The sequence below is a fragment of the Burkholderia seminalis genome, from assembly GCF_001718535.1.
In the GTDB taxonomy this organism is placed as follows: Bacteria; Pseudomonadota; Gammaproteobacteria; order Burkholderiales; family Burkholderiaceae; genus Burkholderia; species Burkholderia seminalis.
The window spans coordinates 1,983,863-2,004,244 of record NZ_CP013400.1 but is presented as its reverse complement, the minus strand read 5'-3'; the positions used below and the strand labels follow the sequence as shown (position 1 = coordinate 2,004,244).

General features: G+C 67.0%; 18 protein-coding genes and 3 pseudogenes. 12 read left to right on the top strand and 9 right to left on the bottom strand.

Going from position 1 to position 20,382, the window contains the following annotated elements; genetic code table 11:
• The first annotated feature begins 3 nt into the window (after positions 1–3).
• From WJ12_RS29590 to WJ12_RS29580, 3 genes are all read left to right on the top strand, one after another.
• On the top strand, positions 4–3,177 hold the full coding sequence (locus WJ12_RS29590; RefSeq protein ID WP_059557556.1) for an efflux RND transporter permease subunit: 3,174 nt from the start codon (positions 4–6) through the stop codon (positions 3,175–3,177).
• Positions 3,174–4,685 carry an efflux transporter outer membrane subunit gene (locus WJ12_RS29585; protein WP_034189932.1) on the top strand — a complete coding sequence of 504 codons (1,512 nt, stop codon included), beginning with the start codon at positions 3,174–3,176 and terminating at the stop codon, positions 4,683–4,685. The genes WJ12_RS29590 and WJ12_RS29585 overlap by 4 nt, the downstream gene beginning before the upstream one ends.
• A 368-nt stretch (positions 4,686–5,053) precedes the next feature.
• Positions 5,054–6,571, top strand: a complete 1,518-nt coding sequence (locus WJ12_RS29580; RefSeq protein ID WP_059557558.1) for a purine-cytosine permease family protein — start codon at positions 5,054–5,056, stop codon at positions 6,569–6,571.
• A 99-nt stretch (positions 6,572–6,670) separates the two neighbouring features.
• Here the strand turns inward: WJ12_RS29580 and WJ12_RS35515 are convergent.
• Together WJ12_RS35515 and WJ12_RS35510 are read right to left on the bottom strand one after the other, a co-directional pair.
• Positions 6,671–6,802: pseudogene (locus WJ12_RS35515) on the bottom strand (SDR family oxidoreductase); the annotation flags it as partial.
• A 24-nt stretch (positions 6,803–6,826) separates the two neighbouring features.
• A pseudogene (locus WJ12_RS35510) lies at positions 6,827–7,000 on the bottom strand (LysR family transcriptional regulator); the annotation flags it as partial.
• On the opposite strand from WJ12_RS35510, the pseudogene WJ12_RS36140 reads away from it, so the two are divergent.
• The 3 genes and pseudogenes from WJ12_RS36140 to WJ12_RS29570 form a co-directional block, all read left to right on the top strand.
• A pseudogene (locus tag WJ12_RS36140) lies at positions 6,986–7,138 on the top strand (MFS transporter); the annotation flags it as partial. The pseudogenes WJ12_RS35510 and WJ12_RS36140 sit on opposite strands and share 15 nt — an antisense overlap.
• 151 nt (positions 7,139–7,289) lie before the next feature.
• The gene (locus WJ12_RS29575; RefSeq protein WP_059557560.1) at positions 7,290–8,540 is read left to right on the top strand and encodes an MFS transporter; all 1,251 of its coding nucleotides are present in this window, start codon (positions 7,290–7,292) and stop codon (positions 8,538–8,540) included.
• 175 nt (positions 8,541–8,715) lie between these two features.
• The gene (locus WJ12_RS29570) at positions 8,716–9,327 is read left to right on the top strand and encodes a cysteine hydrolase family protein (RefSeq protein WP_059557562.1); all 612 of its coding nucleotides are present in this window, start codon (positions 8,716–8,718) and stop codon (positions 9,325–9,327) included.
• 19 nt (positions 9,328–9,346) lie between these two features.
• On the opposite strand, the gene WJ12_RS29565 is transcribed toward WJ12_RS29570, so the two are convergent.
• The 3 genes from WJ12_RS29565 to WJ12_RS29555 form a co-directional block, all read right to left on the bottom strand.
• Positions 9,347–10,972, bottom strand: coding sequence for an amidohydrolase (locus WJ12_RS29565; RefSeq protein ID WP_059557563.1), 1,626 nt, complete (start codon positions 10,970–10,972; stop codon positions 9,347–9,349).
• Positions 10,973–11,351: 379 nt separating this feature from the next.
• A complete protein-coding gene (locus WJ12_RS29560) occupies positions 11,352–12,167 on the bottom strand; it encodes a helix-turn-helix transcriptional regulator (protein WP_226104071.1) in 816 nt (271 codons plus the stop codon).
• A gap of 128 nt (positions 12,168–12,295) precedes the next feature.
• Positions 12,296–12,772, bottom strand: coding sequence for a nuclear transport factor 2 family protein (locus tag WJ12_RS29555; RefSeq protein ID WP_059557565.1), 477 nt, complete (start codon positions 12,770–12,772; stop codon positions 12,296–12,298).
• A gap of 275 nt (positions 12,773–13,047) precedes the next feature.
• On the opposite strand from WJ12_RS29555, the gene WJ12_RS29550 reads away from it, so the two are divergent.
• Positions 13,048–13,434 (top strand): winged helix-turn-helix transcriptional regulator, encoded by a 387-nt coding sequence (locus tag WJ12_RS29550; protein WP_059557566.1) that lies wholly within the window; start codon positions 13,048–13,050, stop codon positions 13,432–13,434.
• Positions 13,435–13,703: 269 nt separating this feature from the next.
• On the opposite strand, the gene WJ12_RS29545 is transcribed toward WJ12_RS29550, so the two are convergent.
• Complete coding sequence (locus tag WJ12_RS29545; protein ID WP_059557568.1) at positions 13,704–14,075, bottom strand: YXWGXW repeat-containing protein; 372 nt, start codon at positions 14,073–14,075, stop codon at positions 13,704–13,706.
• Between the two features lie 585 nt (positions 14,076–14,660).
• On the opposite strand from WJ12_RS29545, the gene WJ12_RS29540 reads away from it, so the two are divergent.
• Entirely contained in the window at positions 14,661–15,776 is a 1,116-nt protein-coding gene (locus WJ12_RS29540) for a porin (RefSeq protein ID WP_059557570.1), read from the top strand.
• 178 nt (positions 15,777–15,954) lie between these two features.
• Here WJ12_RS29540 and WJ12_RS29535 read toward each other — a convergent pair whose 3' ends face one another.
• On the bottom strand, positions 15,955–16,353 hold the full coding sequence (locus WJ12_RS29535) for a GreA/GreB family elongation factor (protein WP_034189921.1): 399 nt from the start codon (positions 16,351–16,353) through the stop codon (positions 15,955–15,957).
• Positions 16,354–16,867: 514 nt separating this feature from the next.
• Here WJ12_RS29535 and WJ12_RS29530 point away from each other — a divergent pair.
• Positions 16,868–17,197 carry a DUF4148 domain-containing protein gene (locus WJ12_RS29530; RefSeq protein WP_034189920.1) on the top strand — a complete coding sequence of 110 codons (330 nt, stop codon included), beginning with the start codon at positions 16,868–16,870 and terminating at the stop codon, positions 17,195–17,197.
• Between the two features lie 156 nt (positions 17,198–17,353).
• Here the strand turns inward: WJ12_RS29530 and WJ12_RS29525 are convergent, their stop codons facing one another.
• A complete protein-coding gene (locus WJ12_RS29525) occupies positions 17,354–17,812 on the bottom strand; it encodes a CBS domain-containing protein (protein ID WP_059557571.1) in 459 nt (152 codons plus the stop codon).
• Between the two features lie 178 nt (positions 17,813–17,990).
• Here WJ12_RS29525 and ribA point away from each other — a divergent pair, with 178 nt between their 5' ends.
• A complete protein-coding gene (ribA, locus tag WJ12_RS29520) occupies positions 17,991–18,641 on the top strand; it encodes a GTP cyclohydrolase II (RefSeq protein WP_034189918.1) in 651 nt (216 codons plus the stop codon).
• 156 nt (positions 18,642–18,797) lie between these two features.
• The gene (locus WJ12_RS29515; RefSeq protein ID WP_059557573.1) at positions 18,798–19,364 is read left to right on the top strand and encodes a GNAT family N-acetyltransferase; all 567 of its coding nucleotides are present in this window, start codon (positions 18,798–18,800) and stop codon (positions 19,362–19,364) included.
• 21 nt (positions 19,365–19,385) lie between these two features.
• Here WJ12_RS29515 and WJ12_RS29510 read toward each other — a convergent pair whose 3' ends face one another.
• The gene (locus WJ12_RS29510; RefSeq protein ID WP_059557575.1) at positions 19,386–19,772 is read right to left on the bottom strand and encodes a VOC family protein; all 387 of its coding nucleotides are present in this window, start codon (positions 19,770–19,772) and stop codon (positions 19,386–19,388) included.
• Positions 19,773–20,070: 298 nt separating this feature from the next.
• On the opposite strand from WJ12_RS29510, the gene WJ12_RS29505 reads away from it, so the two are divergent.
• The gene (locus tag WJ12_RS29505; protein WP_059557577.1) at positions 20,071–20,361 is read left to right on the top strand and encodes a hypothetical protein; all 291 of its coding nucleotides are present in this window, start codon (positions 20,071–20,073) and stop codon (positions 20,359–20,361) included.
• The last annotated feature ends 21 nt before the right edge of the window (positions 20,362–20,382 follow it).

Genomic DNA, 20,382 nt, shown 5'->3' with positions numbered 1-20,382 from the left:
GCAATGGATTTCTCCCGATTCTTCATCGACCGGCCGATCTTCGCGGTCGTGCTGTCGATCGTCATCTTCGCGATCGGCTTGATCTCGATTCCGATGCTGCCGGCCGGCGAATATCCGGAAGTCGTGCCGCCGAGCGTCGTCGTGCGGGCGACCTATCCCGGCGCGAACCCGAAGGAAATCGCCGAATCGGTCGCCGAACCGCTGGAAGAAGCGATCGACGGCGTCGAAGGCATCATGTACATGAAGTCGGTGGCGGGATCGGACGGCAGCCTGCAGGTCGTCGTCACGTTCCTGCAGGGCGTCGATCCCGACACGGCCGCCGTGCGCGTGCAGAACCGCGTGAGCCAGGCGTTGTCGCGCCTGCCCGAAGAGGTGCGCCAGTACGGCGTGACCACGCAGAAGCAGTCGCCGACACCGCTGATGTACGTGAGCCTCTACTCGCCGGACAACAGCCGCGATTCGCTGTACCTGCGCAACTACCTGACGCTGCACGTGAAGGACGAGCTGTCGCGGCTCACCGGCATCGGCGACGTCGGCGTGTACGGTTCCGGCGACTACGCGATGCGGCTGTGGCTCGACCCGAACCGGCTCGCGTCGCGCGGGCTCACTGCGAGCGACGTGATCGCGGCCGTGCGCGAGCAGAACGTGCAGGTGTCGGCCGGCCAGCTCGGCGCGGAACCGTCGCCGAAGCGGAACGACTTCCTCGTGTCGATCAACGTGCGCGGCCGCCTGCGCACGGTGCAGGAGTTCGGCGACATCGTGCTGCGCAACGGCGACGACGGCCAGGTCGTGAAGCTGTCCGACGTCGCGCGCATCGAGCTCGGCGCGGGCGACTACACGCTGCGCTCGTATTTCAACGACAGGCATTCGGCCGTGGTCGGCATCTTCCTGTCGCCGGGCGCGAACGCGCTCGATGTCGCGAAGGCCGTGTATGCGAAGCTCGACGCGTTGTCGAAGCGGTTTCCGCCCGGTGTCGCGTACCGCCCGGTGTGGGACCCGACGGTGTTCGTGCGCGAGTCGATCCGCGCGGTGCAGCACACGCTGATCGAGGCCGTCGTGCTGGTCGTGCTCGTCGTGATCCTGTTCCTGCAGACGTGGCGCGCATCGATCATTCCGCTCGTCGCGGTGCCCGTGTCGGTTGTCGGCACGTTCGCGTGGCTCTACCTGCTCGGCTATTCGATCAACACGCTGACGCTGTTCGGGCTCGTGCTCGCGATCGGGATCGTCGTCGACGATGCGATCGTCGTTGTCGAGAACGTCGAGCGCAACATCGCGCAGGGGCTGAGCCCGCGCGATGCCGCGCACCAGGCGATGCGCGAGGTGTCGGGGCCGATCGTCGCGATCGCGCTCGTGCTGTGCGCGGTGTTCGTGCCGATGGCGTTCATGTCGGGCGTCACGGGCCAGTTCTACAAGCAGTTCGCGGTGACGATCGCGATCTCGACGGTGATCTCCGCGATCAACTCGCTGACGTTGTCGCCGGCGCTCGCCGCGAAGCTGCTGCGCCCGCACGGCGCACCGAAGGATGCGCTGACGCGCGCGCTCGATCGCGCATTCGGCTGGCTGTTTCATCCGTTCAACCGGTTCTTCGAGCGCAGCTCCGACCGTTATCACGGCGTCGTCGGCCGCACGCTGAAGCGGCGCGGCGTGGTGTTCGCGGTCTATGCGGCGCTGCTCGCGGCGACCGCGCTGCTGTTCAACGCGGTGCCGGGCGGCTTCATCCCCGTGCAGGACAAGCTGTACCTGTTCGCGGGCGCGAAGCTGCCGGAAGGCGCATCGCTCGCGCGCACCAGCGCGGTGACCGAGCAGATGACGAAGATCGCGCTCGGCACCGACGGCGTCGAGATGGTGCCGGCGTTCGCGGGGCTGAACGCGCTGCAGGGCGTGAACACGCCGAACATCACGAACTCGTACGTGATCCTGAAGCCGTTCGACCGGCGTCACCGCAGCGCCGCGCAGATCAACGCGGACCTGAACGCGCGCTTCGCGGCGATCGACGGCGGCATGACCTATGCGCTGATGCCGCCGCCGATCCAGGGCCTCGGCAACGGTTCGGGCTACGCGCTGTACCTGGAGGATCGCGGCGGGCTCGGCTACGGCGAGTTGCAGAAGGCGTTGTCCGCGTTCCAGGCCGCGGTCGCGAAGACGCCGGGGATGAGCTATCCCGTCAGCTCGTACCAGGCGAACATCCCGCAGCTCGAGGTGAAGGTGGACCGGCTGAAGGCGAAGGCGCAAGGCGTCGCGTTGACCGACCTGTTCAATACGCTGCAGGTGTATCTCGGCTCGATGTACGTGAACGACTTCAATCTCTTCGGCCGCGTGTATCGCGTGATGGCGCAGGCCGACGCGGGCCACCGGCAGACGGCCGCCGACATCGCGAACCTGCGCACGCGCAATGCGAACGGCGAGATGGTGCCGATCGGCTCGATGGTGACGGTCGGGCCCGCGTATGGGCCCGACCCGGTCGTCCGCTACAACGGCTATCCGGCCGCCGACCTGATCGGCGATGCCGATCCGAAGATGATGTCGTCGTCGCAGGCGATCGCGAAGCTCCAGCAGATCGCGAAGGACGTGCTGCCCCCGGGCATCACGCTCGAATGGACCGACCTCAGCTATCAGCAGGTCACGCAGAGCAACGCGGCGATCGTCGTGTTCCCGCTCGCGGTGATGCTCGTGTTTCTCGTGCTCGCGTCGCTGTACGAGAGCTGGACGCTGCCGCTCGCGGTGATCCTGATCGTGCCCGTGTGCATGTGCGCGGCGCTGTTCGGCGTGTGGCTGTCGGGCGGCGACAACAACGTGTTCGTGCAGGTCGGTCTCGTCGTGCTGATGGGGCTCGCGTGCAAGAACGCGATCCTGATCGTCGAATTCGCGCGCGAACTCGAAATCCAGGGCAAGGGCGTGATCGAGGCGGCGCTCGACGCATGCAAGCTGCGCTTGCGCCCGATCGTGATGACGTCGGTCGCGTTCATCGCGGGCTCGGTGCCGTTGCTGATCGGCAGCGGTGCGGGCAGCGAGGTGCGGGCGGCGACCGGCATTACCGTGTTCGCGGGGATGCTGGGCGTCACGCTGTTCGGGCTGTTCCTGACGCCCGTGTTCTATGTGGCGATCCGCAAGCTCGCGGGCGGCACGCCGGCCGTCTGGAGCGAACAGCACGGCACCCTCGAAGGAGAAAACCGATGAGCGCCGCTTTTCGACTTTCCGCGCTCGCGATGTCGTTGACGCTTGCCGCGTGCGCGGTGGGCCCCGATTTCAAGCGGCCCGATATGGCTACGGCCGCACGGTTCGCGCGCGACGGCCATCCGGCGACGCCGCGCGACGCGTCGCCGCCCGATATGCCGCCCGATGCGTCGGCCGCCGCCGATGCCGCGTTCTGGCGCGGCTTCGGCGATCCGGTGCTGACGCAGTTGATCGATGCGGCGCTCGCGGCGAACCAGGACCTGCAAGTGGCCGTGTCGCGCTACGACGCATCGAACGCGCTGCTGTCGCAAGCAACGTTCGACCGCTATCCGACGATCACCGCGAGCGGCCAGATCGGCCATCAGCTGATGAGCAAGGATCAGGCGTTCGGCGCGCCGCGCAGCCAGCGCGACACGCCGACGTCGAACATCGGCATCAACGCCGCGTGGGAACTCGACCTGTTCGGCCGCGTGCGGCGCTCGATCGAGTCGCAGCGCGCGGAAACGGCCGCGAGCGCGGCCGACGTGCGCGCGGTGCGCGTCGCGATCGCGGGCGAAGTGGCGAGCACGTACGTCGATCTGCGCGGCTCGCAGGAGCGGTTGCGAATCGCACGCGAGAACGCCGACAACCAGCAGCAGACGCTTGCGCTGATCAATGCGCGCGTCGGCGCGGGGCGGGGCTCCGACCTCGATGCGGCGCGAGCACGTGCGCAGTACGAATCGACGACGTCGCGGATCGCCGTGTACGAAGCCGCGATCGGCGTCGACGAGCACCGGCTCGCGGTGCTGACCGGGCAGACGCCCGATGCGCTGATCGGCCGCTTCGGTCCGCCGAAAACCGGTGCGTCGCCGGGCACGCCGGTGCCGCTCCCGGCGCTGGCCGCCGACCTCGATCCCGGCACGCCGGGCGACCTGCTGCGCCGGCGTCCCGATGTCGCGGCCGCCGAGGCGCGGCTGCACGCGGCGACCGCGCGCGTCGGCGTCGCGACGGCCGACCTGTTTCCGCGCTTCACGCTGTCGGGGTTGCTCGGCAGCGCGACGAGCAGCTACGGGTTCTTCCGCGCGGGCAGCGACACGAACCTGATCGCGCTCGGCATCGACTGGTCGTTCCTCGACGTCGGCCGTGTGCGCGCGCGGATCGCCGCGAGCGACGCGGAAGCGGCCGGCCAGCTCGCGCAGTACCGGCAGACCGTGCTCGGCGCGCTGGAGGAAACCGAGAACGCGCTGCTGCGCGTTGCCCGCACGCGCGACGAGACCGCGCACCTCATACGCGCGGCCGACGACAGCGCGCGCGCCGCGCAGCTCGCGCAGACCCGCTTTTCGGCCGGCGCGATCGACTACTACGAAGTGCTCGACGCGCAACGGACGCTGCTGCAGGCGCAGGACGCGGCGGCCGACGGCCGGATGCGCAGCGCGGCGTCGACGGTCGCGCTGTACAAGGCGCTCGCGGGCGGCTGGCCGTCGGGCACGGGGCAGGGGGCGCAAGGCCCGCTTGCGCAGTCGGGGAAGTAGCGTGAGGCGGTCGGCGCGGCGTTTCCGTGGCTGCGCACGGCGGCAGGGCTCGATCTCGACGTTTCCGGTTTCCCGCACGTCGAACGCTGGCTGGCCGACATCGCCGCGCGGCCGGCCGTTCAGCGGGGCCTGATCGCCTGCCGCGCGCCGGCGGCCGTGGCGGCGCATTGATTCGCATCGCCCGCGCCGTACGGACGGCGCGGGCACCGGCCGCCTGCCCGCCGGGAAACATTGCTCTCCTTCGTCGTAAACGTCTCGAATGCGTGATATTTGCGGCCGCCGATCCGGTTTAGAGTGGCCGCGAATCGATGACGATGCGTCGTATGGCCGCAGAGCCTTACAGGCGCACCAGAGGAGTGGGAGACAACATGGGTGAAGGCAGGATTACGCAGGTCGAGTCGTTCGGTTTCGAGCGCATTCCCGATGCATCGCGCTATGCGCGGCCGATCGATCTGTTCCGGTTGCTGTTCGGCGGCTGCAATACGTTTTCCACATCGGTGCTCGGCAGCTTTCCGGTGCTGGTCGGGCTGTCGTTCAAGGCCGGTGTCTGCGCGATCGTGCTCGGCGTGCTCGCCGGCACGTGCATCCTCGCGCCGATGAGCCTGTTCGGCCCGCGCAACGGCACGAGCGACCCCGTGTCGTCCGGTGCGCATTTCGGCATCCACGGCCGGATCGTCGGCTCGTTCCTCGCGCTGCTCACGTCGATCGCGTTCTTCTCGCTCGCGGTGTGGAGCTCCGGCGACGCGCTCGTCGGCGGCGCGCACGACATGGTCGGTGTGCCCGTCAACGGCTTCACGCTCGGCGCGGCGTACATGGTGTTCGCGGTGCTCGTGCTGATCGTCTGCATCTACGGCTTCCGTTTCATGCTGTGGGTCAACAAGATCGCCGTGTGGGCCGCGAGCGTGCTGTTCGTCGCGGGCCTGTTCGCGTTCGCCGGCCTGTTCGACATGAACTATGCGGGCACGCTGCAACGGGGCAGCACGGGTTTCTGGGCCGCGTTCGTCGGCGCGGTGCTGGTCGCGCTGAGCAATCCGGTGTCGTTCGCGTCGACGCTCGGCGACTGGGCACGCTATATCCCGCAGCACACGCCGAGGCATCGCGTGATGGGCGCGGTGTTCGCCGCGCAGGTCGCGACGTTCGTGCCGTTCTTCTTCGGCCTTGCGACCGCGACGATCATCGCGTCGAAGGCACCCGCGTTCATTGCGTCGAACGACTACGTCGGCGGGCTGCTCGCGATCTCGCCACGCTGGTTCCTGCTGCCGATGTGCCTGATCGCGATCATCGGCGGGATGTCGACCGGCACGACCGCGCTGTACGGCACCGGCCTCGACGTCTCGAGCATGTTCCCGCGGATCCTGAACCGCGTCCGCGCGACGCTGCTGATCGGCACGATCGCGATCGCGTTCATCTTCGTCGGCCGCTTCTGGTTCAACCTCGTCGAAAGCGTCGCGACGTTCTCGACGCTGATCGATACGTTCAGCTGCCCGTGGATGGCGATCATGGTGATCGGCTACGTGACGCGCCGCGGCTACTATCTTGCCGACGACCTGCAGGTGTTCAATCGCGGGCTGCGCGGCGGCCACTACTGGTTTACGCACGGCTGGAACGTGCGCGCGATGGGCGCATGGCTGCCGGCCGCGTTGGTCGGGCTCGCGTTCGTGAACCTGCCGGGCCAGTTCGTCGGGCCGCTCGGCCACCTCGCGGACGGGCTCGACCTGAGCGTGCCGGTGTCGCTGGCGGTGGGCGGGATGCTGTACTTCGTCTTGCTGACACTGTATCCGGAGCCGGACGGCGTGTACGGCCCGCGCGGGCGCCGCTTCGTGCGCGGCGGCAGGCACGGCGCGCGCGGTGCCGGTGCGCCGGCGATCCAGCCGAAGGGGTATTGAGCGGCGTGGCCTCTTGCTCCATGTCCTGAAGCGCCAACGCCGCCGCGCGGGTCGAGCCGCTGGCGGCGTTGGCGTTTCCGTTTCCGGCAGTGCGGCCGATCAGTGGAGTGTGCAGCCCGCGAGCATCCCGCCGTCGACGATGAATTCCGACCCCGTGCAATACGCGAATTCGTCGGACGCGAGGAACAGCACGAGGCTGCCCACTTCGTCGGGCTCGCCGATGCGCGCGGCAAGGGCTGCGTGCCGATCGACGCGCTACCGTGCGGTCGGCCCCTTGACCGCCAGCCGCCGGCACACGGTCGCGAGCGCGAGCAGGTTCGGATCGCGTTCGTGGCGCTGCAGGAAGCTCAGACCGATCGTCTGGCAGATCATGGGGCCGGCGAGCGGCACGAGCGCGATCTTGTGCGCGAACAGGTCGCGCACGCGGCCGGCTCGCCCGTCGCGCCCGCCTGGTACGTGCTGTTCGCGGCATCGTTCGGGCTGCTCGCGAGCGTGTTCATGCGCGACGGCGCGCCGTGCGTGGTCGCACGCCGGCAATTCCAGGGCGAACCGCTGAGCGCCAGGTAGCGGCCGGCGGCCGCGCCCCGGTGACCCATCGGCGCGGGCGCCGTGCCGGGTAGCGGCGCAGCCGATGGTTAGCATCGCGGGCGGCGGCCTACCGCGGCCGCCGCCCGGTCATTACGCTTGGGCGATCATCCACTCCTTCCGGAAGGTCGCCATGTCCCGGCTCGATTACACGCTGCTCGGCCCCTGTCTGCTCGCCATCGCGCTCGACGCGATGGGATTCGGGCTCGTCTACCCGATGATGTCCGCGATCTTCAGCGATCCGCACGCGGGCATCCTGCCGGCCGACGCCGGCCCGCATCTGCGCAATTTCTATCTCGGTCTCGGCTACGGGATCTACCCGCTGTGCATGTTCTTCGGCTCGTCGCTGATGGGCGAGCTGTCCGATCGCTACGGCCGCCGCAGGATCCTGCTGCTGTGCGTGCTCGGCCTCGCGGCCGGCTACGCGATGATGGCGGCCGGTGCGTGGCACGCCAGCGTTGCGCTGCTGCTGGCCGGCCGCGGGCTCACCGGCCTGATGGCCGGCTGCCAGGGCATCGCGCAGGCGGCGATCACCGACCTGAGCACGCCGGAGAACAAGGCGTACAACATGAGCATCATGTCGCTCGCGTTCAGCGCGGGCGTGATCGTCGGCCCGGTGCTCGGCGGCGTCACGTCCGACCGGACGATCTCGCCGCTGTTCGACTACGGCACGCCGTTCGTGCTGGTCGCCGCGCTGTCGCTCGTCTGTGCGTGCTGGACCTGGGCATCGTATCGCGACTCGGCCGCGCCGCGCGGCGATACGCGCATCGATCCGCTGCTGCCGCTGCGGATCATCTGGGAAGCCGCGCGCCAGCGCAACGTCGCGTTCCTGTCGGTGGTGTTCTTCCTGATGCAGGTCGGCTACGGGCTGTACCTGCAGACCATCATGCTGCTGCTGCAGGCGAAATTCGGCTATACGAGCGCGCGGCTCGGGTTGTTCAGCGGCGTGATCGGCATCTGCTTCGTGTTCGGCCTGCTGTTCGTCGTGCGGCTGATGCTGCGCGTGTGGCGCGTGATCGACATCGCGAAGACGGGCCTGCTCGTCGCCGGGCTGGGCCAGATCCTGTCGGCATGGTTCCCGCACGAACCCGTGCTGTGGGCGCTCGCGATGGTCGTCGGCTGTTTCGACATGGTGGCGTACACGACCATGTATACGGCGTTCTCCGACGCCGTCAGCGAAGACCGGCAGGGCTGGGCGCTCGGCGTCGCGGGCTCGGTGATGGCTGTCGCGTGGGTCGTCACGGGCGCGCTGACCAACCTGCTGCCCGTGTTCGGCGAGACCGGTCTGCTGCTGATCGGCGGCGCGGGCTTCCTGCTCAGCTTCGTGATGATGGCCGCGTACGGGCGGACGCGACCGGGCGCCCGGACGGCCGCGCTGTCGTAGGCGGCACGCACGTTGGCCCGATCCTGTCGGACGTTGTCCCGTGTGCGGCTGTCGCGCGAGGCCGCGCGGCCCGACACTGGCGCCTCGCGGCCGCGGAAGGATCGGGCCGCGTCCGGCGGCGCCGGCCGGCCCGGCGCGCCGTCTCGTCAATATGCGAACCGAAAGGAAGCGACCCATGCAACACCCGACCATCCGTACCCTGGCCGGCGCGACCGCGCCGACGTCGATCGACGCCGCCCGCAGCGCGCTGCTGGTGATCGATTTCCAGAACGAATACTTCAGCGGCCGCCTGCCGATTCCGGACGGGCCGCGCGCGCTGGGCAATGCACGGCGCGTGATCGCGTTCGCCGACCGCGCGGGCATTCCGGTATTTCACGTCCAGCATGTCGATGCGGCCGACAGCCCGATCTTCGCCGACGGCAGCGACGGGTTTCGCTTCCACGCGGACCTGCAGCCGGCGCCGCACCACGCGGTCGTGAAGAAGACGTCGGTGAGCGTGTTCCCGACGACCGACCTCGACGCGCGCCTGAAGGCGGCCGGCGTCGACACGCTGATCGTCACGGGCCTGATGACGCATGCGTGCGTGGCCGGCGCGGCACGCGATGCGGTGCCGCTCGGCTATGCGGTGATCGTCGTCGACGACGCGTGCGCGACGCGCGATCTCGACGTCGCGGACGGCAGCACGGTGCCGCACCGCGACCTCCATCGCGCGACGCTGGCCGCGCTGTCGGACACGTTCGGCGACGTGCTGACGACCGAACAGGTCCTGGCGCTCGACGTCGCCTGACGACGGCGCGGGCCGGCGCTCAGTCGGCCCAGCCGGGCACCGCGTGCACGACTTCGCCGCGGAAGCACGTCTCGATCACGCGGGTTTGCGCGAACGTCTCGACCGGGTGCGCGAACGGATTGCGGTCGAGGATCGCGAAGCTCGCGTCCTTGCCCGCTTCGAGCGAACCGGTGCAGTCGTCGAAACGCAGCGCGTAGGCGGTGTTCACCGTGTAGGCCTCGAGCATCGTGAGCAGGTCGAGCCGTTCGTGCGGGTTCCACGGCGGGCTGTCGGGCTGGTCGATCAGCCGATGCGTGACACCCGTCTGGATGATCTGCATCGGGTCCATCGTGCTGACCGACCAGTCGGAGCCGGCCGCGAGCATCGCGCCCGCGTTGCGCAGGCTGCGGAACGGATAGTTGCGCGCGGTGCGCTCGGCGCCGAGCAGGTCGCGATAGAGCTGTTGCTGCTCCTCGCGGGCGGCCGTCCACAGCGTCTGCACGCTTGCGATCGCGCCGAGCCGGTTGAAGCGGCCCATGTCGGCCGGATCGACGAGCTGCAGGTGCGCAAGCTGCGCGCGCCGGTCGCGCATGCCGTTGCGGCGCTGGACATGTTCGAGCGCGTCGAGCGTCATGCGCACCGCGCGGTCGGCGAGCGTGTGGAAGTGCAGGTCGAAGCCGGCGGTATCGGCGAGCAGGCAGATTTCGTTCAGCGCGTCCTGGCTCCACAGCGCGAGGCCGCAGTCGTCGGTGCCCGCATACGGCTCGAGCAGCGCGGCGGTTTTCGATTCCGGCACGCCGTCGACGAAGATCTTCACCGTGTGCAGGCGCAGGTTGTCGCGCTCGTATTCGCGGCGCCACGCGGCGAAGCGCTCGATCTGCTCGCGCGGGTCGCGGCGCGGGTTTGCGTAGAGCCCCGCGCTCATGTACGCCTTCAGGGTGCCCGCGCGCTGCGCGTCGGCATAGGCCTGGAGCTCGGCTTCGTCGACGCGTGCATCGAACCAGCCGGTGATGCCGTAGCCGTGCGCCATCGCGTGCGCCTTGGCGAGCGACTTCGGGTAGCCGGCCGGGCTCAGCTGCGGAATGAGCGGGCACACGCGGTAGAACGCCGCTTCGTGCACGACGCCGTTCGGCGCGCCCGAGGCGTCGCGCTCGATCACGCCGCCGGACGGATCGGGCGTATCGGCCCGGATGCCGGCCGCTTCGAGGCCCTTCGTGTTGAGGCAGCCGCTGTGCACGTCGAAGCCGACCACGAGCAGCGGCCGGTCGGGCACGATCCGGTCGAGCAGTTCGCGGGTCGGATACGTGCCGAACGCGGCGAGGTTCGCGCCGCCGAGATAGACCCACGGCTCGTTCGGCGTCGCATCGGCGCACGCGCGGATACGCTGCAGGATCGTGCCGGGATCGTTGATGCCGGACAGGTCGAAGTCGCCGAGGATCTGATGGCCTTCGAGCGGGTGCACGTGACCGTCGATGAGGCCCGGCAGCATCAGCCGGCCGGCGAGATCGACCCTTCGCGTCGCGGGGCCGGCCAGCGGGCGGATGTCGTCGTCGTGGCCGACCGCGACGATCTTGCCGTTCCGGGTGGCGAGCGCCTGCGCGAAGCGGCGCTGCACGTCGCCCGTGTAAAGCAGGCCGTTCAGATAGACGGTATCGGCGTGTTGCATGTGTCTCCTCCGGGTAGGGGATCGACGGGCGCGCGTGTACGGCGGGCGGGCCGTGCGGCTCGTCCGGTCGGGTGCGCCCGGTCGGGGTGGAACGGGGTGAGAGGGGTTACGTGCCGGCGCCGCGTGGCGGCGCTGCTGCGCCGTGGCGAAGGTCGGCAACGGCTGCCGGAGCGTCATGCCGGTTTCGCCGACGGGCCCGTATCGGCGAATCGATGAGCGACGCGCTTGCGGCCGTGCAGGCCGGCGTCGATCCGGTAATCGGCATGCCGTGTCTCCGTGGTATCCGACGCGTTGCTGCCGTCGGGTGAGTCAGATACTAGGAGCGGGGCGGCCGGCTGTCTGTCGTCGTTTTGAGGACAACGTGCGACAAAGGCGGCGTTTACCGGCTGCGGTCTTCCTGCGCTTCGTCTTCGGTCACGCACCACGCGAACAGCCCGGCGCGGTTCGCGACGCCGAGCTTCGCGAGCGCGCGGCCGAGATAGGTGCGCACGCTGCTGGCCTTGAGCGCGAGCGTGTCGGCGATTTGCGGGACGGGCCGGCCTTGCAGCACCGCGCGGCAGACGAGCCGCTCGCGCTGCGACAGCGCCGCGCCGCTGGCCGACAGCCGTTGTTCGAAGCGCAGCAGCAGCGCGCCGTCGTCCGAGCGCGGCGTCAGGCGGGCGAGCCGCGCATGCTGGATCAGCAGCGGCAGCACGAAATCGCCGAGCTGCCGCAGCAGCGCCAGTTCGGCCAGCGTATAGGACGGCTGGCCGCGCCGGCGGAACAGCGAGAATGCATAGACATAGTCTCGCTCGCTGCCGAGCAGCGTGCAGTCCTCGCCGAGGTCGCCGAGCGCGAACTGGCGGCCGTACTCGGTCGCCGTGTCGATTTCGTCATTGCAGGAGAACACGAGCTGCGAATCGGTCGCGCGCTCGATATGCGGGAGCAGCGTGTCGTCGCGCCAGTCGCCCTGTGTATACAGATCGAGTGCGTGGCGCGTGCCGTCGGGATCGTCGCCGCCGGCGAAGAACAGCACGTCGACGCTGTTGACCGAGTGGGACGGCGCGTCGCGCCGGTAACGCGTCGCGACGCTGTAATGGGATTGCGGATCGACGGTTTCGCGCAGCCACGCCCAAAGCCGGGCGGGAAACTGCGGACTGCCGAGGCTGGCGACCAGGTCGCCGGCGTTGCTCAGGGAGATATGGGCGGGGTTCATCGTTGACACCGTCTTCGCGAACGGCCGCCTTGGCGGGCCGTGCTTCGCCTGCACCGGAGCGGCGGCGAAGCACGATTGTAGGGGACTTCGCGCGCGCAGGGCACCCGCGCTTGCCCGCCGCCCGCGCGTCAGAACATCGTGTTCCGGTTCGCGGCCGTTTCGGGCACCGGCTGGATCACGTCCCAGTGCTCGACGATCCTGCCGTCCTTCACGCGGAAGATGTCGACCACCGCTTCGCCGCGATCGCCCGGACGCTCGGTCGCGTGCACGTGCAGGTACACCAAGTCGCCGTCGGTCGCGCTGCGGACGATGCGTGCGCGCGAGGCGGGGTTCTTCTGGAATGCGCCGACGAAATACGACACGAACGGCTTCTTGCCGTCCGGCACGTGCGGGTTGTGCTGTTTGTAGTCGTCCGCGACGACGGCGGCGGCTTCGACCGCTTCGTGCTTGTTGAAGAAGCGGTCGTAGAACGTCAGCACGAGCTGGCGGTTGGCTTCCTCGGCAGCCAGGTCGCGGGGAGCCGGGCCGGCGGCCGGCGCGGCCGCCGATGCGGCCAGCAACATGCATGCGGCGACGGTGCGAGCGGAGGAGCAGAGCGATGACATGTGGCGATTTCCTTGTCTGACGGGTCGTGGATGCGCGCGAAACTGCCGGGACGCATGCCGTCCGATGCGCAGCGATCGGACGCAACGCATGCGTCGTTACTGCGGCCGATACGGCGACGCCGCGCCATCGTCATGTTTCGTTGAACTGGCGAATCCCGGCAGTTGTCGGGGCGATCGAATGGTACAGTTGCCGCGAACCCGTCACAAGAAGTCATCGCGGTGTGAACAGGTCACACCGCGATGACCGTGCGTTGCCCGTGAAAGAGAATCCAGTCATGCCGTTGCCGTTAGCCGACGAATCCGTCGAACTCGATCAGCCGTGCCCGATCCGCGATGTCCTCGATCGCATCGGCGACCAGTGGAGCCTGCTCGTGCTCGAGGCGCTGTCCGGCGGCACAATGCGCTTCAACGAACTGGGCCGCGCGATCGGCGATGTGTCGAACCAGATGCTGTCGCGTACGTTGAAGCGGCTCGAACAGGACGGCTTCGTCAGCCGCACGCTGTTCGCCGAAGTGCCGCCGCGCGTCGAATACGCGCTGACCGAGCTCGGGCGCTCGTTCCTGACGCCGATGCAGGCGATGATCAGATGGGCCGATGAACATCATCGCGCGATCCGCGCGGCGCGTCGTCGTGCGCGAGAACAGGAGGGTGGCGGGCGTTGAGCGGCATGCACGGACCGTTGCGTCGATGCACGGCGTGCTGCGGAGGCGCGACGGGACGATGTACGGCCGGATACGTCTGCATCGGCATCGATTGATTTCGTTATCCGAACGGTGCCGTCAGGATGAATAGCCGGGACGATGCGTCGATGTGTGCATCGTGAAGGTGTCCGGGCGCGGGCCGGACGATGCGTTGATGGCGGGCTACGCATCCTGACGCGACGGCGCGAACGGTGCCGCTTCCCGCTTGCCGTCCGGCGCCGTGCGGCGGCCTATCGCCACGAGCCGTCGACGTAGACCCATACCGGCCCCTGGCGGCGCCAGTAGCCGGGTACCCAGCGACGTCCGGGGCGCCGCGCGACCCAGCGGCCGGGCACCCATATATAGCGGCCACGCTGCCAGCGCCAGTAGCCATCCGTCCATATATAGCCGTGCGGCCGGGGCGGCGGCGGCCGGCGGTCGTGCCGGGCCGCGGGGGGCGCGAGGCGCGGGCGATCATCGTACGGCGGGCCGCCGGGCACGCGGTTCGGGCCGGACGGCCGGTACACGGGCGGCGCGGGCTGGGCCGAGGCGGCGCGCAGCCAGCCGGTCCCGGCAAAGGCGGCGGTCAATCCGATGGCGCGCAGCAGCGAGCGTCGATTCATGGCGTGTCCTGTGCAGTAATGAAGGCTGCCTTACATTAGCCTGCCGGAACGCCCGCCGGGTTACGTGAGCGGTTAAGCCTGTTACTGCGTGTCACGGCAGGGCAAACCGCCTGTTCCTTTCTGTCGGCTGACGGGGAGTCGCCCGCGGCGCGGCCGCCGCATTCTGTTTACCAATGGTTGCGAGTGTTTTAGATGTCCAACGCTCGAAGATTGAGACCGGTTCGGGTAAAAATTACCGTTTTGGGGTGCTCGGCCGGATCCGTTTGTTGTTTCTATGCAACCGTCAAGACGATGACATGTAAGAATGGTGCGATGAATGCCTCCAAAATGCTGTCGTCAAGAAGTCAAAAAAAAGCGTTAAAACAAATACTTATGACTAGGCCCCACTTTCATTATTTCTAGTTCTGGAAAAGCTTATTTCTTTATTTGCGGATCGCTCCCCTAGGGTACACCCCTAAACTCACGGTTCCCAAACGGGCAACTATCCGGGCGTGGCCAGCAGGACCGATGGCACTCCCGGGCGGTTGAAGACCGTTTATGAACAAGGTCGCGAGACCTGCCTCTTTTTAGAAGGGAGCTCCACGAATGAACAAGACTCTGATCGTTGCAGCAGCTGCAGCATCGTTCGCTACCGTCGCTCACGCGCAAAGCAGCGTCACGCTGTACGGCGTGCTGGACGCAGGCATCACCTACCAAAGCAACGTCCAACCGGCACTGGGCCAAGCTGGCAAGTCGCGTTGGTCGATGGGTTCGGGCATTGACCAGAGCCGTTTCGGTCTGCGTGGTTCGGAAGACCTCGGTGGCGGCCTGAAGGCAATCTTCACGTTGGAAAGCGGCTTCAACATCGGTAACGGCCGCTTCGCGAACGGCAACGGCGGCATGTTCAACCGCCAAGCTTTCGTCGGCCTGTCGAGCCAGTACGGCACGGTCACGCTGGGTAAGCAATATGACGCAACGCAAGACTACCTGGCGCCGCTGACGGCAACGGGCTCGTGGGGCGGCACGTACTTCGCGCACCCGCTGAACCTCGATCGTCTGAGCACGAACGGTGACGTCGCTCAGAACAACACGATCAAGTACACGAGCGCGAACTACGCTGGCCTGCAATTCGGCGGCACGTACTCGTTCTCGAACAACACGAACTTCGGTAACAACCGTGCGTACAGCGCAGGCGTTGCATACCAGTTCCAAGGCCTGAAGCTGGCGGGTGCATACTCGCAAGCGAACCTGGGTGACGGCACGAACGCAAACGGCGCAACGTCGTCGGCGATCGGTGGCATCGCTAGCCAAGGCCGCGTCCGTACGTACGGCGCTGCTGCTGGTTACGCATTCGGCCCGGCGCAAGTCGGCGCAGCGTGGACGCAAGCGCGTCTCGACAACAATGCTGTTGGTGTGGGCACGCTGCGCACCGACAACTACGAAGTCAACGCAAAGTACAACCTGACGCCGGCTCTCGGCCTGGGTGCTGCTTACACGTACACGAACGCGAAGATCAACAACGGCAGCACGCACTGGAACCAGTTCGGTCTGCAAGCTGACTACGCACTGTCGAAGCGCACGGACGTCTACGCACAAGCTGTGTACCAGCGTGCAGCGAAGAACGGCATCGGCGCATCGATCTACAACGGCGACGTCAGCACGCTGCCGAGCTCGTCGATCAACCAAACCGCAGCAACGGTTGGTCTGCGTCACCGCTTCTAAGCGTGACGGCGGGGTAACCCGCTTCGCAGCATCAAAAAAGGCGCCTTCGGGCGCCTTTTTTTTGTCTGCGGAATGTGATGTCGACGATTCGCGTCGTCCGGATGCAAAAAAGCGAGGCGCGTGCCTCGCTTTTTTCGTTGTGCGTCGGTGTTGCGCGCGGCACTGGCCGCCGGTGACGTCAGCGCGTGTACTCGCCGTTGGCTTCCGGCTGGAACACGATCGCGGAGACTTTCATCTGCTTTTCGGCGCCGCTCGGCTGCATCACCTTGACCATCTGGCCACGCTGCGTGCCCAGCAGCGCCATGCCGACGGGCGAGAAGACGTTCAGGCGGCCGAGTTCGAGATTGGCGGCGTCCGGATAAACAATCGTCCAGGTCGCCTGTTCCTGGGTCGCTTCGTCGAGCAGCGTGATCTGCGAGTTCATCGTGACGACATTGGCCTTGATGGCGTCGGGCTGCACGATGTCGGCACGCTCGAGCAGCGTGTCGAGCATGGTCTGGAAGCGCGGGTTCTGTTCGGCGTGCTTCTCGAGGCGAGCAACGTCGAGTTCGGTCAACTGGTAAAGGCGTTGTTTCATGGCAGTTCTCCAAATGATCGGCAAGGGCAGGCGTGGCGTGCCTATGGGGATCGCCCGGAGCCTGTCTGACCTGGCTCCGGGAGGAGACCGAGCCGTCAGATCAGGCGCCGGGCAGGGGCGAGCGGTGCCTGGGCCGTGCGTCGAGCGAGGGGATGCGCCGGATGGCCGGCGTGCGCGCGCACGCCGGCCGGCCCGGACGGCGAAACCGAAAGGAGCGTGAGCGCGTACATGGTGGATGGAATATCGGCTGGCGATTAAAACCTTACGATTCTACAACACAACCTTCGGGATATGTGATCCGGCTGTTGGCGTTTCGTCAGCGATTGTTGTGCATATAACGCAAGTTGCGCGGGCTGTGTGCGGAAATATTTGGTGATTTTTTCCAAAATTGCAACGCTGTATGTTCCAACTAAGGGTTTCCCCTTGGAGTGACGCGCACTACACTGGATTCATTCGCTTCAGACAGGGTCCTGCCGAGGCGACGTCAAAAGAGAACATATTCCGGAGGTAAATCATGAAGTCGATCATCTACGCAGCCATCGCCGCATCCGTCCTTGCCGCACCGATCGCATCGTTTGCACAGTCCGAACAGGGGCTGACGCGCGACCAGGTCAAGGCCGAACTCGTGCAACTCGAACAGAACGGCTACAAGCCGCTGGCGAGCGATGCGCAGTACCCGAGCAACATCCAGGCAGCCGAACAGCGGATCCAGCCGAACCAGCCGATGCTCGCACAGGCCGATACGAGCGGCTACGGCGCCGTCGCGACGGGCGCGGGCCAAGCCGGCCGCCGCGTGACGCGGGAAGCACCGAATCCGGTGAATTCGGTCTACTTCGGCAACTAATCGAACGTCCCCGGTCTGCCCGAGCGCACCATTCAATCGACGAGACGCGCGCCGTTTGCGCGCGTCGTTCGCCCGCTGGAGCAGAACCTCCGTCGCCGCATGTCGGCGGCTTTCCGCCCAGACGCTGACGCGTTTGGGCCTTTTTTGCTGCGCGGATCAGGTCGAAGCGACCGGCGTGCCGTGAATGTAGTGTTCGAGCTGGCTGATCGTGAACTGCTGATCGGCGATCACGCTCTTCACGAGGTCGCCGATCGAGATGAGGCCGACCAGCTTGCCGCCGTCGAGGACGGGCAGGTGGCGCATCCGGTGCTCGGTCATCAGCGCCATGCACTCGTCGGTGGATTGCGACGGTTCGACGTAGCGTACCTTCGCCGTCATGATTTCCTCGACGCGGGTCGCTTTCGATGAACGGTCCTGCAGGACGACCTTGCGCGCGTAATCGCGCTCGGTGACGATACCCGCGATGTCGTCGCCGTCCAAGACCAGCAACGCGCCGATCCCCTTTTCCGCCATCAGCTTGATGGCGTCGTAGACGAAATCGGTCTTCGTGACGGTGTAGATCGTGCGGCCCGAATCAGGCTTGGCCTTGAGAATCTGCGCGACAGTCGTGCTCATTCGCTTTCTCCGTGTGCAGGTCGATACAGGGAAGGCAGGGCGTTGGTGCGCGACACCCGTTGAGCCCAGTATAGCCGGGCGCGCAGTGGCAGTCGCGTGACGTTTCCAGATTAGCGGTAAACTCCCGTCACGCACTATCCACACAACTCCTACATTCCTGAACGTTTCGATTCAATTCATGATGTCTTCGCGTCCCCAATCGCCCGCGCCGGGCAATGACCAGGCCGACGAGTGCGTGACACTCGTCGCCACCGCGTCGCTGCCTACGCGTTACGGTACGTTCAAGTCATACGCGTTTCGCGTATCGGGCAGCGATGCCGAACATCTTGCGCTCGTGATGGGCGACGTGGCCGGCGAGCAGTCGGTGCTGACGCGGCTGCACTCCGAATGCCTGACCGGCGACGTGTTCGGCTCGTATCGCTGCGATTGCGGCGAGCAGCTCGACCTTGCGTTGCGCTACATCGCGGCGGAAGACCGCGGCGTGCTGTTGTACCTGCGCGGTCATGAAGGGCGCGGGATCGGCCTGAGCAACAAGATCCGCGCGTACGCGCTGCAGGAGCAGGGGCGCGACACCGTCGAGGCGAACCTCGACCTCGGCCTGCCCGACGATGCCCGCGAATACGATTCGGCCGCCGCGATCCTGCGGATCCTCGGCGTGACGTCGGTGCGGCTGATGAGCAACAACCCGGAGAAGTTCGACACGCTCGCGAAGCACGGCATTCCGGTCTGCGAACGCGTGGCGCTGGCGGTGCCCGTACGCGAGGAAAACGAGCGTTATATCCGCACGAAGCAGACGAAGTTCGGGCATTACTTCGAAGAAAACGAGTAATCGCGATGGGCGCACCCGTGCCCGTTTCTCGTGGTTTGTTCCATCGATCGTCGCGGGCGGACGCGACGATCGAGCTTCCTCCTTCGTCAGCCGCCCCGCGTTCGGGTTCGTGATGTCACCAGCGTTCCGCTGCCGCCCGTGCGATTCTCATCACCCATGTCCACCCTCTCGAAGATCGAAACCGAACGCCTGATGCTGCGTCGCTGGCGTGCGTCGGATGCGGGTGCGCTTTCGGCGATGCATGCCGATTCGGACGTGACCGCGTGGCTCGCGCGCGGCCCGATGTCCGTCGACGAGGCGAGCGACCTCATCGCGCACTTCGACGCGCATTTCGATGCACACGGCTTCGGCGTGTGGGCGGTCGAACGTCGTGCCGACGCGACGCTGCTCGGGCTTTGCGGTCTGTCGCATGAAGCGCGTGCAACCCATCCGATGGCGCCGAGCGTCGAGATCATGTGGCGGCAGGCGCGCCACGCGTGGGGGCAGGGCTACGCGCTCGAAGCGGCTGCCGCCGCGTTGGCCGACGGGTTCGGCCGGGCCGGGCTCGGCGAAATCTTCGCGTGGACGGCCGACACCAACGTGCGGTCGCGGCGTGTGATGGAACAGATCGGCATGCTGCGCCAATCCGCGCGCGACTTCGATCATCCCGCGTTGCCGGACGGGCATCCGCTGCGGCCGCACGTCGTGTATGTCGCGCGCGCCGGCGGGGTTGCCGGCGCGTAACGGCTCACGCGTCTGCGCGTGTCAGTGCCACGTGCCGTTCTGCAGCACGATTCGGTAGCCGTCGGCATCCTCGAAGGTCTGGCCGGATATTTCCCAGTACGGATTGAACGACGTCACGGGCATGAAGCCATGTGCGGCGGCGCGCTCGCACGCGGCTTCCCATTCCGGTCGATCGGGCAGGTAGAAGACGATCAGGTCTTCGGGTGTGGGCGACGGCGCGATCGGATGATCCGGGCAGTGCGTGAATTCGAGGTGATAGTCGAGGCCTTCGCGTCCGAGCATCACGCCGGAAAAGCCGTCGTGATCGTCGAAACGCGCGAGGACCGACAGGTCGAGGGCGTCGCGATACATGCGCTCGGTGCGGGCGAGGTTGCTGACCGGGCGGGCAATACGCAAGTGGGCGTGCAAGATGACCTCGGCGAAGGGTGGCGGGCCCGGTCAATGATAAGCGGACCGATCGGGATTGCGTGAGGCGAGCGGATCGTGTCGCGGCGCATGCTCGTCGTGTCGAACGATATCGATTCGTTTCGGCCAAACGAAGCGGAGGGGCGACTCCCGACTCGCTCAAGGTACAACAAACATGACGCTTCAGATTCAGTGTGTGCACCGCGGCCGCCGCATGTCTGCGGAGCCCTCAAATCCCGGCCTTCCGCAGCAGCCTGCTGTTCGACGTGCGGATTCGTGCAGGTCGGACGGGAGATGAGGAATGAGTAAGCCCGATCTGCGTCGGCCGGTTGCCGGACCTTATCGCCAATCGCGATGGGCGGCCGGACTGGAGGCCGTCTTTGGATGGGTGGCCAAGGGCACGTTGGTACTGGCCGGGCTGGCGATGGTCGCGTTGATGGCACTGACGGGTGACGTCGGCGCCGTGACGGACCTGCCGTCGACCAGGAAGGGTTGGCTATACCTGTTGTTGATCCTGGTCGTGGCGCTTGCGCTGATATTTACGGTGTATCACTACTGGCTGCACCCGGCCGGCGCACGTCCGGCGGGTTAGCCGGAACGGAAAATGATGTGG